The sequence below is a fragment of the Haladaptatus halobius genome (assembly GCF_020618475.1).
In the GTDB taxonomy this organism is placed as follows: domain Archaea; phylum Halobacteriota; class Halobacteria; order Halobacteriales; family Haladaptataceae; genus Haladaptatus; species Haladaptatus halobius.
The window spans coordinates 856,110-869,548 of record NZ_CP085336.1; the positions used below are offsets into that span (position 1 = coordinate 856,110).

Below are 13,439 nucleotides of genomic sequence, written 5' to 3' on the forward strand. Positions count from 1 at the left end.
TTACTTAAAACGTTACGGATAGGGCGGAGTTCGGTCGGTGAAACGGGTCGGCTCCCGATTTCGGTTCTTTCGATGATGCGTTTCGGCGTGTCGACCTAATGAATCGAAGGTTTCGGGAGGCGATATCCGAACTTCTCAAAGGAGAAGGTGCATGAATAAGGACGCCGTAGTTAGTGACAAGGAAATGACCGTGGCAGAAAAAATGCAACTCGAAATCCGCGGGATGAGCTGTGCGAACTGCTCCGGAACGGTCGGGGCGGCGCTCGAATCGCTCGACGGCGTGCGGGAAGCGACCGTCAACTTCGCCACCGACGAGGGAACTGTCGAGTACGACCCCGACGAGGTTTCTCTGGCGGATATCTACGCGACCATCGAGGATGCGGGGTACGACCCGATTCGCGCGAGGACGACCGTCGGCGTATCGGATATGTCCTGTACGAACTGCTCGGAGTCGGTCGAAACGGCGCTCGAAGCGGTTCCCGGGGTCGTGAGCGCCGACGCGAATTTCGCCGCCGACGAGGCGAGCGTCGAGTACAATCCCGCCGAAGCGAGCGTCGCGGATCTCTACGACGCCATCGAGGCTTCGGGCTACGCGCCGGTTCGAGAAGACGAAACCGAGGACGAGGGCGGAGACGCCCGGCGAGCGGCCCGCCACGCGGAGATTCGAAAACAATTTCGCCTGACGCTGTTCGGAGCGGTGCTCGCGCTCCCGCTGGTCTTTTTCATGTTCGAACACCTCTTTTTCCCCGAATTTCTGGGTGAAACGCTGTTCGGCGTCGATATTCGCCTCATTCAGTTCCTGCTGGCGACGCCCGTGCAGGTCGCGTTAGGCAAGGAGTTCTACGAGAACGCCTACACGGCACTCGTTCGGAACGGGACGGCGAACATGGACGTGCTCATCGCACTCGGTTCGACCACGGCGTACCTCTACAGCGTCGCCGTCCTGCTGAACCTCGTCCCCGGCGGAACCTACTTCGACAGCGCGGTGCTCATCCTGGTGTTCATCACGATGGGCAACTGGCTCGAAGCCCGGTCGAAGGGCCGCGCCAGCGACGCCCTCCGCGAACTGCTCGAACTGGAAGCCGACACCGCGACGGTGGTTGCGGACGGAAACGAACGCGAAATTCCGCTGGACGAAGTCGAAGAAGGCGACCTGCTCCGCGTCCGTCCCGGCGAGAAGATTCCGACCGACGGCGTCGTCGTCGATGGCGAGAGCGCGGTGAACGAGTCGATGGTTACCGGGGAGTCCGTTCCAGTAGAAAAACGCGAGGGGGACGAGGTCATAGGCGCGACCATCAACGAGAACGGCGTGCTCACGGTTCGCGCGACGAGGGTAGGCGAGGAGACAGCCCTCCAGCAGATCGTTCGGATGGTGAATGAGGCCCAGTCCCGCCAGCCCGAGATTCAGAACCTCGCCGACCGGAGCAGCGCCTACTTTGTCCCGGCAGTCATCACCAACGCGCTGTTCTGGGGTGTCGTCTGGTATCTCTTCCCCGAAATGCTCGCCGGATTCGTGGACGTGCTCCCCCTCTGGAGTCCGGTCGCGGGCGGCCCCGAAGCGGCGGGCGGGGGCGTCTCGCAGTTCGAGTTCGCGATTGTCGTCTTCGCTAGCGCGGTACTCATCGCCTGCCCCTGCGCGCTGGGGCTCGCAACGCCGACCGCGACGATGGTCGGCACGGCCATCGGCGCTCGCACCGGCGTCCTGTTCAAAGGCGGCGACGTGCTGGAGCGAGTGAAGGACGTGGACACCGTCGTCTTCGACAAAACGGGAACGCTCACCGAGGGCGAGATGCGTCTGACCGACGTGGTCGCCATCAAACCCGCCGCCGACGGCGGCGTCGAGGCGGTCGAGAGCGGAACGCGTCCCGAAGCGACGGAGGAGTTCGTCCTCTCCGCGGCGGCCAGCGCGGAACGCGGAAGCGAACATCCCCTCGCGGAAGCCATCGTCGAGGGTGCGAGAGAACGCGGCGTTGTGGTCAAAGAACCGGCCTCGTTCGAGAACGTCCCCGGACACGGCGTCCGGGCGGAGACGAGCCGCGGAACCGTCCTCGTCGGAAACCGAAAACTGCTCCGCGACGAGGGAATCGACCCGACGCCCGCGGAGGGTGCGATGGAACGACTCGAACGCGAGGGTAAGACGGCGATGCTGGTCGCGGTCGACGGTCGCTTGGCGGGCGTGGTCGCCGACGCCGACGAGGTGAAAGCAGGTGCCAAAGGGGCCGTCGCCGACCTCCGAGCGCGCGGTCTGGACGTGCTCATGCTCACGGGCGACAACGAGCGAACCGCGCGCGCCGTGGCCGAGCAGGTCGGGATCAACCGTGACGGCGTCCACGCCGAAGTGCTTCCGGACGAGAAGGCGGACGCGGTCGAAGACGTGCAGTCGGACGGAAAGCGAGTGATGATGGTCGGCGACGGCGTGAACGACGCTCCGGCGCTCGTCGCGGCCTTCGTCGGAACCGCCATCGGAAGCGGAACGGACGTGGCCATCGAGGCGGCGGACGTGACCCTCATGCGCGACGACCCGCGCGACGTGCTGAAAGCCGTCCGCATCTCGGGGGGGACGCTCTCGAAGATAAAACAGAACCTCTTCTGGGCGCTCGGCTACAACACGGCGATGATTCCGCTGGCCTCGCTCGGCCTCCTGCAACCCGCGCTCGCGGCCGGCGCGATGGCGTTCTCCAGCGTGAGCGTGCTGGCGAACAGCCTGCTCTTCCGCAGGTACGAGCCCGACCGCGATTACCGACTCCTCGGTTTTCGTCGGTGAACAGCGGAAATGGTGGGGTAGATTTCCGCTCCCTCTGGCGATTTTTCGGCGATTCTCGGGGGACGAGAACGTTCGCAGTAGTCGAACCAGTTATGTGTCGAGCCGAGAAAGGTGGGGGCGAATGGTGCGGGACTTGGCAGACGACGCGCCCGAACTGCAGGACATCCTCGACGCCCTCGATGACCCCGCCTGCCGACGAATCATCATGGAGTTGGACAATCCGATGACAGCACGCGAACTCGCCGATTCGACCGACATCCCGCTTTCGACGCTTTACCGGAAGCTCGACACGCTGAGCGACGCATCGCTCGTGTCAGAACTGACCGAAATTCGCGAAGACGGACACCACACGTCGCGGTATCGAATCGCGGTCAAGTCCGTGAACATCGCGCTGACGGACGACCGCGAGTTCGACGTCTCGATAGAGCGACCGCCGCGGACGACCGACGAACGCCTCGAACGACTTTGGGAGGAGGTGCGAAAGGAAACATGAACGTCACGCCACTCGTCATCGTCCTGAAGACGCTCACGCTCGTCCTCGGCGGCGTGATAACGTACTTCGCGCTCAAAGCGTACCGCCGAACCGGGTCGCCCGCGCTTCGGTCGTTGGCGATAGGATTCGGCGTCGTCACCCTCGGTGCGATTCTCGCGGGGCTCGCGGATCAGGTGTTCACCGTGAACCGCGACTTCGTGCTCGTCATCGAGAGCGCGCTCACCGTCATCGGCTTCGCCGCCATCGCCTACTCGCTGTACGCGGAGTAGAGTTATCCTACCGGGGAGTGATTCGGAACCAATGGACGCGCTCCGCGGCGACGACGGGCTCGATGCGGAGATTACGGACGAAACCGTCCGACTGGCCACCGAACTAGTCACGGACGGGTTACTCGACGCGGACGACGCAGACGACCTCGAACGAGCGTTCGACGCCGCTCTGGTCGGCGTGTTTCGCGCTCTCGTCGCGGAGTTCGCGGCGGCGCGAGGGCGGAGTGAACCGCCGTTCGCCGTTGGGCCGGAACTCGAAGCGGAGCGAAAGCGACTCGATTCGCTGTCGTTGGCGACGGAGGCGCGGCTCTCGTCGCTGGTTGCCGATATCGATTTGGAACCCCTCTCGACCCGTCACATCGGCGGGATGTACGAGCGGCTACTCGACCGCGAGCCGGCCGCGACCGACGACGGGGTTCAACTCGTCGACGCGCCGACGCGCCGGGCGGCGGTCGGCGCGTACTACACGCCGGAAGACGTGGTCGAGTATGCCGTCTCGCAGGCGCTCGACGGGGCGGGGGACGCGCGGGTGCTCGACCCCGCGATGGGGAGCGGTCATTTTCTCGTCCGTGCCATCGACCGACTCGCGGAGTCGCGCGACGAACCGGGGGGGAAAGCGCGAAGGTACGTCGCCGAGAACTCCGTCTTCGGCGTGGACGTAGACCCGCTGGCGGTAGAACTCGCCCGGTCGGCGGTGTGGCTGGAAACCGGCGTCTGGCCGGATGACAACCTCCGAGTCGGCGACGCGCTCGCCGGCGACGGGCCGGACGTGCTCCGAGGGAGGCGATTCGACGCGGTCGTTGGAAACCCGCCCTACGTTCGGAGCCGACACATCCCGACGGAGACGAAAACCGACCTCAAGGAGCGGTACGCCGCAGCGACGGGCGCGTTCGATCTCTACGTGCCGTTTCTGGAGCGGATGACGGAACTCGGCGACCGGGTGGCGTGCGTCGTCCCGAACAAGTGGACGACGGCGCAGTACGGGAGGACGCTCCGGAACCACCTTCTCGACCGACACCGACTGGTGGAACTGCTCGACGTGTCGGCGGTGTCGGTGTTCGCGGACGCCAGCGTCTACCCGCTCGTCGTCACCGTCGAGACGGACGCGGGGCCGACCGAGACGATTCGCGTCCGGCGGGCCGACTCGCCGAGGGAGCTCCATCGGGCGACCGAGACGACGTTCTCGCGGTCGTTCGTGGACGAACTCGGCGACCGGGTGATTCCGGTCGGCATCGACCCCGCGTTCGTCCCCATCGCGGAGCGACTTCGACGCGACCACGACGATTTCGGGGAACACGTCGGTCTGACCGAGGGAATCCACACCGGAAACGTGCGGGAGAAGCTCTTCGCGGACGACCCCGGCCCAGACTGCGAGAGACTCGTCTGCGGGGGTGACGTCTCGCGCTACGGATTGGAGTGGGACGACGAGTGGATACGGTTCGACCCGTCGCTCATCGGCGAGGGCGAATACGGCGGTCTGCGCGACCGGGGGGTCTTCGAGTGCGAGAAGCTGCTGCTTCGGGATATCAGCGACCGCCCGATGGCGACGTACGACGCGGACGGCTTCTACGCCCTCAACACGCTCTACAGCGTTCGCCCGCGTTCTCACTCCGACCTCCCGCTTCGATACCTCCTCGCGGTCATCAACTCGAGCGCGGCCGCCTGCTGGTTCCGGCAAGTGTACGGCGGCACGCACGTCAGCGGGGGGTACCTCCGGTTCAAACCGATGTTCGCAACGCAGTTGCCCGTCCCCGCCGGAACGAACGAACGCGACGCGCTGGCCGCGCTGGCAACCCGAATGAGCGACCTCCGACGCGAACGAGACGACATCGTCGTCCGGCTTCCGGAAGCGGACGGACCGCTGTTCGGCGACCTCGCCGACTCGCTCGGCGATTCGATACTGACCGAGACGACGAGCGCGCGGGACGGACTCCGACTCGGAACGGTGTCGGTCGCGGAGCGAGGCGGAGAACTCGTCTTCGCGGCCACGGCGCGGTACCGACCCGGCGAGGGGGGAGGAAGGGAAATCGGAAACACCGATTCGTGGGGGTTCGTCGAGACCGAGTCGATTCCCGCGTTGGCGTTCGATGGCGACCAGGCGTGGCGCGACCTGCTCAGGTGGTACGTCCCGCGGGCGGTCGAAGGCGACGCGTTCCCCGACCGGGCGACGAAGACCATCTCGCTCCGCGACCGACTCGAATCGCTTCGCCTACCGTCGCCCGACGACGCCGAGGAGTTCGTCGATTCCTGCCGTCGCGCGGCTGAGCTAGACGAGAAACTGGCGCGAACGGACGCCGCCATCGACCGACTTGTCTATCGGGCCTACGGTCTCTCACCGGAGGAAATCGGGACGATAGAGCGATTGGTCGAGTGACCGGACAGGATGAAAAACGAGGACGACCAAGCTACGGGAGGTGGAACCGCCCGACGAGCGCGAAGGCGGCGAACGCGACCGCCCCGGCGAGGATGGGGGTGGCGAACCACGTGGAGACGACGCGCCTCGTGACGCCATCGTCGTAGAGTTGTAACTTGCCATCTTCCCGCCTGTTGCACTCGTCGGCAGAACCGGAACGAAGCGCCGAACCAAACGTAACGCGGCGACTGGCCCGACCCCAGCCGAGTCCGATGACGCACATCGTCGTCGTCACCGCCAGACTCGCAGGGATGCCGGCCCAGCTGAGACCGGTGATGATGGTGGCAGAGACGACTTCCACGACGAGCGCGGCTTCGACCGGCAGATCCGTGATCTCGTTTCCGACCGTCTTCATCGTTCGAGGGCCGAGCAGGAACGCTCCGACGCCGATGGCGAGGCCGCCGACTGCGACGCCGGAGTTCATCGCCAGTCGACCGGAGCCGACGAGGGGCGCGACCGCGTTCGCCACGTTGCTCGCCCCGGCGGAGAAGGCCATGTAGCACCCGACGACGATGACGACCGTCCGTCCCAGTTTCGCCCGACGGTTCGATTCGAGCGCCAGCCACGAGACGAGCGAATTGTAGAGGTACCGCCCGACGACCGCCGAGACCCAGAACGCGGCGACCGCGGAGACGAACCACCACGTCACGACGACGCCGACGACCGACCAGTCGAGAACGCCGAGGGCGGCACCCATCCCGACGACGGCACCGACCGCCGTTTCACTCGTGCTGACGGAGACGCGGAGCACGTTGCCGAGCAGGATGCCGAGACCGGTGAACAGTAGGATACCGATGGAGGCGCCGAGCGTGAAATGTTCGGGCGCGACGAACTCGCCGCCGAGCGTCTCGACGACGTGCGTACCGAGCGTCGCTCCCCCGAGCAAGACGAAGATGGCCATCAGCGCGGAGGCGCGACGCATGGAAAGCGCGTCGCTCCCCGTCGCGGGGCCGAACGCGACCCCCGTCGAAGAGCCGCCGACGTTTACACCGACGAAGATCGCGGTGACGATGCCGACCGCGAGAAGAACGGAAAGCGCCATGCTATGATTTACTCGAAAGCACTTGAAATATTTTTCTAATCTATTAGTACACGCATCCATAACTTATTGAAACGTTTTTACGCGAGTCGTCTGGAAACCTTTTTCCGAGGTACCTCCGTATTTTCGGGCATGTTGCAGGCCGGGATGACGGGCGTGACGACGGATATGCTGGTAGTGTTCGCCGTCGTCGTGCTCGCGCTCGTGCTCTTTGCGACCGAGTTGTTGCCCGTGGACGTGACGGTAATTCTGGTGATGGTTACGCTGATGGTGTTGGAACCGTGGACCGGAATCGACACGGTAGAAGGAATTTCGGGATTCTCGAACGAGGCGACCATCACGGTGCTGGCGATGCTCATCCTGAGTTCGGGCGTCAGCCAGACCGGGGTCGTCCAGCTTCTGGGGAGCAGACTGACGAGGTTCGCGGGCACCGACCTCCGGAAGCAGTTGTTCGCCACCATCGGCGTCGCCGGCCCGGCCTCCGGTTTCGTGAACAATACCCCCGTCGTGGCGATCCTCGTTCCCGTCATCACCGACCTCGCGCACGAGGGGAGAACGTCCCCGTCGAAACTGCTCATCCCGCTCTCCTACGCCTCGATGCTCGGCGGGATGCTCACGCTCATCGGCACCTCGACCAACATCCTCGCCAGCAACGTAGCGGGGCGACTCGCCGACGAGCACCCCTCGCTTCACGCCTTCTCGATGTTCGAGTTCACCGGCCTCGGACTCATCGTCCTCGTTACCGGGAGCCTCTATCTCCTGCTCGTCGGTCATCGACTCCTGCCGGAACGCGTGCCGCCGCAGGAAGATTACATCGAAGAGTACGAGATGGAAGATTACCTCACCGAGGTGCGAGTCGAAGACGGCTCGCCGTTCGTCGGCAAGACGGCCGAAGAAGCCATCGACGGGGCGATCTTCGACGCGGACATCCTCCAGATCGTCCGCGACGACGAGACGTTCATCGAGCCCCTCGGCCAGAAGACCATCCGAGTGGGCGACGTGCTCAAACTCTGAACCGACCGTTCGACCCTCCGTTCGCTCGTGACGCTGGACGAGTTGACGCTCGTCGGAACGCCGACGACGGAAGCGGAGATGCGGCCCGGCGAGGAGCAGACGCTGGTCGAGGTGGTCGTCCCGTCCGGTTCCACGCTCGTCGGCGAGACGCTGGAGAGTTCGACGTTCCGCGAGCGGTACGACGCCACCGTCCTCGCCTTTCGAAGCCACGGGGAACTTATCCACGACCGACTCGACCAGGTGACGATTCGCGTCGGCGACACCCTGCTCGTGCAGGCGTCCGCGAACAGCATCGACCGCCTCTCCGCGAACCGGGATTTCATCGTCGCGCACGAGGCGTCCGACCCCGACTACCGAACCGACAAGATTCCGGCGGCGATCGCCATCGTCTTCGGCGTGGTCGCGCTCGCCGCGCTCGGCGTCTTCCCCATCCTCGTGACGGCGCTCGGCGGCGTGGTGGCGATGGTCGCAACCGGAGTGTTGCGACCCACCGAACTGTACGACTCGGTGGAGTGGAACGTCATCTTCCTGCTCGCGGGCGTCATCCCGCTCGGCATCGCGCTCGAACAGTCTGGCGGGGCGGAACTGCTCGGCGGTCTCGTCGCCGCCAGCGCGGATTTCCTCCCCCTCATCGCCGTGCTCTGGGTGTTCTACATCGCCACCGGCCTCATCACCGAAGTCATCAGCAACAACGCCAGCGTCGTCCTCATGATTCCCGTCGCCATCGAGGCGGCGATTCGCATCGGCGCGAACCCCTTCGTGTTCGTCCTCGCGGTGACGTTCGCCGCCTCGACGTCGTTCCTCGGACCGGTCGGCTACCAGACCAACCTATTCGTCTACGGACCGGGCGGGTACAAGTTCACTGACTACTTCCGAATTGGCGCGCCACTCCAGTTGCTTCTCTCGGTCGTGACGGTTGCGGGAATCGTCTCGTTCTGGGGGCTCTGAAGGGACATAATCCGCGTAAGATATTAACAGATGAGTGTCCTACTACTCCTATCGCTCGGTGACATTCGACTCCCGAGGCGCCGGATATGATGGGGAAGCGAGAACGCGGTGGACGACAAGTTCGAGGGGGACGGAAGGTACGAGGGGGACGGCGACGGTCACCGACCGGGGAGGGGAGATGAAAATTGGACTCGAAGCGGAATACTGGGTCGTCGACGAATTGGGAGAACTAGCGACCGACACGGGCGACATCGCCGAGGTGAGCGAGCACGTCGTTCCCGAGTTCGTCGCGCCGCTGATAGAGGTGCAGACGCCGCCCGTCTCGAACACGGATGAACTCCGCCGCGAGTTCGGGTCGGTACTGCGAACCGTCTGCGACGCGGCGGACGAACGCGGCCTATCGCTGGTTCCGCTCGGAACGCCGCTGGCCCGCGAATCGCTTCCCGTCACCAGCGAACGCGGGCGGCTGCTGGAACGGATGTACGGGGACGACATGGCGTACGCGAAGAACTGCGCGGGGACGCACGTCCACTTCGACCGGGGGAACGTCGTTCGGCAGTTGAACCTGCTCACGGCGCTCGACCCGGCGCTCGCGCTCGTCTCCTCGTCACCGTACTTCGACGGGAGCAAACTGGCGAGTTCCTCCCGCGCCGCGGTGTATCGCTACGAGTCGCACTCGACGTTCGCGCGCTATCGCGACCTCTGGGATTACGCCGAGAGCGAAGACCAGTGGGAAGAGCGCATCGACGAGCAGTATTTCGTCCTCCAACTCATCGCGCGGGAGCGCGGCATCGACACGGGGACGTTCTCCCGATATTTCAAGCGCGAAGACGCGGTGCTGACGCCGGTTCGCCTGCGCCACCGGTCGCCGACGGTCGAGTGGCGCGCGCCCGACACCGCGCTTCCGAGTCAGATCCTCCGCCTCGTGAGCGACGTCGCGAACCTCCTACAGCAGACGGAGTACAAAGACGTCGTCGTCGGGGAGACGGGCGTGCGGACGGAGAAGATAGGAATCCCGCCGTTTCCAGAGGTACGCGAACTCAGCACCGCGGCCATCAACGAGGGACTCGGGTCGCTTCGCGTGCAGGATTACCTGACGACGATGGGGTTCGACACGACGCGCTACCACCCGATATCCGACCGCATCGAACATGGATGGACGCTTCCGCGCGAGGAGGCGCTTCGGATAAGACGCGAGTACGCCGACCGACTGGTCGAGGAAGTGGCGGAGTTGACCGGAAGCTAGTTCGTCCGCGAGCGGAATCCGCTGACCACGTCGAGCCACGAGACGAAGACGCCGATGAGCGCGGTTATCGTCCCGCCGAACAGGGTCGCCATGCGCTCGGTGATGTGCTCCCATTTGGAGATTTCGAGCGCGTAGACGGCGTCGTCGGTGATGACGAACGAGTGGGCGTCCAACTGCGACGGGGGCTTCTCGGGGAACCGATACGAACCGCCGAGCTTCGCGCGCCCGAAGGCGACGCGCGCCTCGAGTGCGAGATCGCCGTACTCCATCGACGCGGAGCGCACGCCGGGTTCGTTCTCGTTCACCCGCTCGACCGAGAACGTGTACGTCGTGTCACCCTAGGGCGACTGGAGGAGGGCGTAGCCGGTGAGCGAGAGTCCGGCGACGAGCATGAGGGTTGCGAGCACCTAGATGAGTAGTCCGTCTATCCGCATTCGACGTTCATCTTCGAGTAGCGTGGCGACTTAAAGCATTTGCATCGAACTGTCGGCGAAAGAAAACCATCGGGAGCGATGGTCGAAAGCCGTCTCGGCTATTGGCGGGAGGGCAGTACGTCCTCTACCGGATAAAGGTCTTCTCGGATGCCCTCCCCGTCGCAGTCGTCGTTCGGGCATCGATATCGCCAACCGTCGTCGGTCGCAGTGTCGGCGTCGAAACGTTCCCCGCACTCCCGGCAGAAGAGTCGGTCTACGTCGGACGCACGCTCCCGACTTGCAAGTTCAGGCTGCATACCCTATGATTCACAGTCATCCATAAAAGAACCTCCGCTTTTACCGGTGACACGCACGACACTGGGTTACCTCCAAGTTAGCGAGTAATTTAGTGGTCGGCGTTCGTCGTCCCGTCCATGAAAGAGCAGACGCTGGCGAGCCTTTGCGAGCTACCCCCGAGTGCGAAGCTCGTCTTCAAAGTTCTGGAGTACGACGGTTCTCACACGCAAAAGGAGATTGTCCAACGGTCGCGGCTCTCTGCGCGGACAGTCAGGAGCGCGCTGGACAACTTGACGGATATCGGTGCCGTCAAAGAGGAGGTGTACATCCCGGACGCTCGCCAGCGCCTCTACCGGCTGGACGAGACGCGCGACTGGGAGCAGGTGCGCTGTCTCGAAGAAGCGCCGGTGTGAGACGCCTCCTACGCCCGGTTTTCGACCGACCGCCACCAGCTCGGCTCGTCGCCGGTCAGCAAGTAGAGCCCGGTTCCGAGGAGCGCGAGCGGAACCACGGCGATGCAGAACCACTCGACGAAACCGGTATCGGCGGTCGCCGCACCGGCGATGAGGAAGAACGCGATAACGGGAGTAGCCAGCAGGAGGAGGACGATGAGGACGATTCGGGGAAGGTCGAGACCGGTCGAGGAACCCATACCTAAAATAGACATTCCGTTTATCATATAAGTGCCGAGAGTATCGACGCCAGCGTACCCGACCGAGACGCAAAGCGTCACGCTAGAACGAGATTGAAATGGTACGCGAACGAGAGGAGCGTTGATGTGTCCGCGAAGGTATCATATCGTATGAACGTTCGATTGGTGAAAACGCCCCTGTTCGTCGACTTCGGTTCGCTCTTCGTTAGCGTCGGCGCGCTCGTACTATCCAAGTTCGACACCGTCTCGGCTCCGTACGGCCAGCGAGTCATTCGTGATGGCCGGTATCATCTCCGTCACGCTCGGTCTCGGCTTTCTCTTCCTTCTCTTCGACCGCTGACCGGGCGACACCTTAACTCGAGAACTCCACGACTTCGATTCCGGTCGTCTCGAACTCGCTCATTGCGGCGAGGCGGGCGGGCACGTCCGCCAGCGACACCGTCTTCGTCACGAGTTTCTCGGGCGAGAGCGCCCCGCGTTCGAGCATCCGGAGGAGTTCGCCGTACCGCGAGGGCGGCATTCCGCGCGAACCGATGAAGGTGATCTCGCGCATCGTCATCGCGTCCGTAGGGAGGGAAACCTCACCCCGTTCCTCGTCGGTCGTCAGTCCGAGTTGGACGTGCTGGCCCTGGCGGCGGAGGCAGTCGACGGAGTTTCGGCAGGTTTCGGCGATGCCGAGCGCGTCGACGGAGACGTGCGCCCCGCCGACTCGGGTGCGAATCGTCGCGGGTACGTCCTCTCCCCGGGCGTCTATCGTCTCGTCCGCGCCGAGTTCCCGCGCCCGGTCTAGTTTCGCGTCGTCCACGTCGACCGCCACGACGTTCGCGCCGAGGGCGTCCGCGACGTGAACCGCCGACAGGCCGACGCCGCCGCAGCCGTGAACCGCGACCCAGTCGCCCGGCGTCAGGTCGGCGCGATGGGCGAGCGCGTGGTACGCCGTCACGAACCGACAGCCGAGCCCGGCCATCTCCACCGGCGAGACGCCGTCGGGGAGGTGCACCGCGTTGTAGTCGGCATAGGGAACGTGAACCCGCTCGGCGAACGCGCCGGGGGCGGCCTCCTCGAAGCCGAGAGCAATGCCGTTCTCGCAGACGTTGCCGTGACCGTTCCGACAGTATCCGCAGTGCCCGCGTCCGAGGTTGAACGGAACTGCGATTCGGTCGCTCTCCCGGACGCTCTCGACCCGCTCCCCGACCGCCGCGACACGTCCAGCGGGTTCGTGGCCGAGAATCTGCCCGACGGGAACTTGGTCGTCCGCCCACTCGCCGTGGCCCTGCCACGCGTGCCAGTCGCTTCGGCAGATTCCGCACGCCTCGGTTTCGACGACGACGCCGTGCTCCGCCGGGTCGGGTTCCGATACCTCCTCGATAGCCAGCGGTTCGCCGTAGGCTTTCAGGACTGCGGCTTTCATACCGGAACGAGGCGCGTGAGTGGCTTAAAACGGCGGGGAGCGGCAAGCGTCGTTTTCGAAATCAGTTTCCGGGTGGGTTACAGTCCGACGTCTGCCAGATGGAAATCCGCGAATGTCGTTCGACGATACCTCTAACCTCTATCAAAACCCGATACAATCGGAGTTGTAATCGCTGAAATCGGGTTTCCGCCGCCGTTCCTCCGGCTTGTCGTCCCGCGACGCGTAGATGACGTCGGCACCTCGCTCGGTCGGATATCCCTCGAACTCACCCTCGAAAGGAGCGTCCGGGTCACCGGCTTTCAGCCGAGGCGACTCGCAGGAGACCGATTTACCGCCTCTTCGGAGGAGCTCGTGGGCGGTGTGCGGTTCGTCGTCGAAATTTGTGACTTCGAAGTCCACGATTCGCGGTCGTCGGGGGGTCGACTAGAAGCGAGACCAGAACATCCGGATACTGCGGAAACGCGCGTCGCACCGCCGAGC

At 64.5% G+C, this 13,439-nt stretch carries 11 protein-coding genes and 2 pseudogenes; 7 read left to right on the forward strand and 6 right to left on the reverse strand.

Annotated features, from left to right (window positions below):
• Nucleotides 1-151: 151 nt before the first annotated feature.
• The 4 genes from LIW51_RS21200 to LIW51_RS21215 all read left to right on the forward strand — a co-directional run bounded on the left by LIW51_RS21200 (nucleotide 152) and on the right by LIW51_RS21215 (nucleotide 5,900).
• Entirely contained in the window at nucleotides 152-2,764 is a 2,613-nt protein-coding gene (locus LIW51_RS21200; protein ID WP_368411805.1) for a heavy metal translocating P-type ATPase, read from the forward strand.
• A gap of 121 nt (nucleotides 2,765-2,885) precedes the next feature.
• On the forward strand, nucleotides 2,886-3,257 hold the full coding sequence (locus LIW51_RS21205; RefSeq protein ID WP_227377009.1) for a transcriptional regulator: 372 nt from the start codon (nucleotides 2,886-2,888) through the stop codon (nucleotides 3,255-3,257).
• Nucleotides 3,254-3,526: a DUF7521 family protein gene (locus LIW51_RS21210; protein WP_227377010.1), complete on the forward strand. Its 273-nt coding sequence runs from the start codon at nucleotides 3,254-3,256 to the stop codon at nucleotides 3,524-3,526. Before LIW51_RS21205 ends, LIW51_RS21210 begins: the two co-directional genes overlap by 4 nt.
• 31 nt (nucleotides 3,527-3,557) lie before the next feature.
• Nucleotides 3,558-5,900, forward strand: coding sequence for an Eco57I restriction-modification methylase domain-containing protein (locus tag LIW51_RS21215; RefSeq protein ID WP_227377011.1), 2,343 nt, complete (start codon nucleotides 3,558-3,560; stop codon nucleotides 5,898-5,900).
• 31 nt (nucleotides 5,901-5,931) lie between these two features.
• Here the strand turns inward: LIW51_RS21215 and LIW51_RS21220 are convergent, their stop codons facing one another.
• Nucleotides 5,932-6,981, reverse strand: a complete 1,050-nt coding sequence (locus tag LIW51_RS21220; RefSeq protein WP_227377012.1) for an inorganic phosphate transporter — start codon at nucleotides 6,979-6,981, stop codon at nucleotides 5,932-5,934.
• 165 nt (nucleotides 6,982-7,146) lie between these two features.
• Between LIW51_RS21220 and LIW51_RS21225 the strand changes: the two are divergent.
• Nucleotides 7,147-8,940 (forward strand): annotated as a pseudogene (locus LIW51_RS21225) (SLC13 family permease).
• A gap of 58 nt (nucleotides 8,941-8,998) precedes the next feature.
• Nucleotides 8,999-10,186: a glutamate-cysteine ligase family protein gene (locus LIW51_RS21230; RefSeq protein ID WP_227377013.1), complete on the forward strand. Its 1,188-nt coding sequence runs from the start codon at nucleotides 8,999-9,001 to the stop codon at nucleotides 10,184-10,186.
• Here LIW51_RS21230 and LIW51_RS21235 read toward each other — a convergent pair.
• Nucleotides 10,183-10,503, reverse strand: a pseudogene (locus LIW51_RS21235) (hypothetical protein); the annotation flags it as partial. The gene LIW51_RS21230 and the pseudogene LIW51_RS21235 overlap by 4 nt on opposite strands.
• Nucleotides 10,504-10,718: 215 nt before the next feature.
• Nucleotides 10,719-10,916: an HVO_2901 family zinc finger protein gene (locus LIW51_RS21240; protein ID WP_227377016.1), complete on the reverse strand. Its 198-nt coding sequence runs from the start codon at nucleotides 10,914-10,916 to the stop codon at nucleotides 10,719-10,721.
• Between the two features lie 117 nt (nucleotides 10,917-11,033).
• On the opposite strand from LIW51_RS21240, the gene LIW51_RS21245 reads away from it, so the two are divergent.
• Entirely contained in the window at nucleotides 11,034-11,309 is a 276-nt protein-coding gene (locus LIW51_RS21245; RefSeq protein WP_227377017.1) for a winged helix-turn-helix transcriptional regulator, read from the forward strand.
• Between the two features lie 8 nt (nucleotides 11,310-11,317).
• Here the strand turns inward: LIW51_RS21245 and LIW51_RS21250 are convergent, their stop codons facing one another.
• The 3 genes from LIW51_RS21250 to LIW51_RS21260 form a co-directional block, all read right to left on the reverse strand.
• On the reverse strand, nucleotides 11,318-11,548 hold the full coding sequence (locus LIW51_RS21250) for a hypothetical protein (protein ID WP_227377018.1): 231 nt from the start codon (nucleotides 11,546-11,548) through the stop codon (nucleotides 11,318-11,320).
• Nucleotides 11,549-11,900: 352 nt separating this feature from the next.
• Complete coding sequence (locus tag LIW51_RS21255; RefSeq protein WP_227377019.1) at nucleotides 11,901-12,959, reverse strand: zinc-dependent alcohol dehydrogenase family protein; 1,059 nt, start codon at nucleotides 12,957-12,959, stop codon at nucleotides 11,901-11,903.
• Between the two features lie 141 nt (nucleotides 12,960-13,100).
• Nucleotides 13,101-13,358 (reverse strand): hypothetical protein, encoded by a 258-nt coding sequence (locus LIW51_RS21260; RefSeq protein WP_227377020.1) that lies wholly within the window; start codon nucleotides 13,356-13,358, stop codon nucleotides 13,101-13,103.
• Between the last annotated feature and the right edge of the window lie 81 nt (nucleotides 13,359-13,439).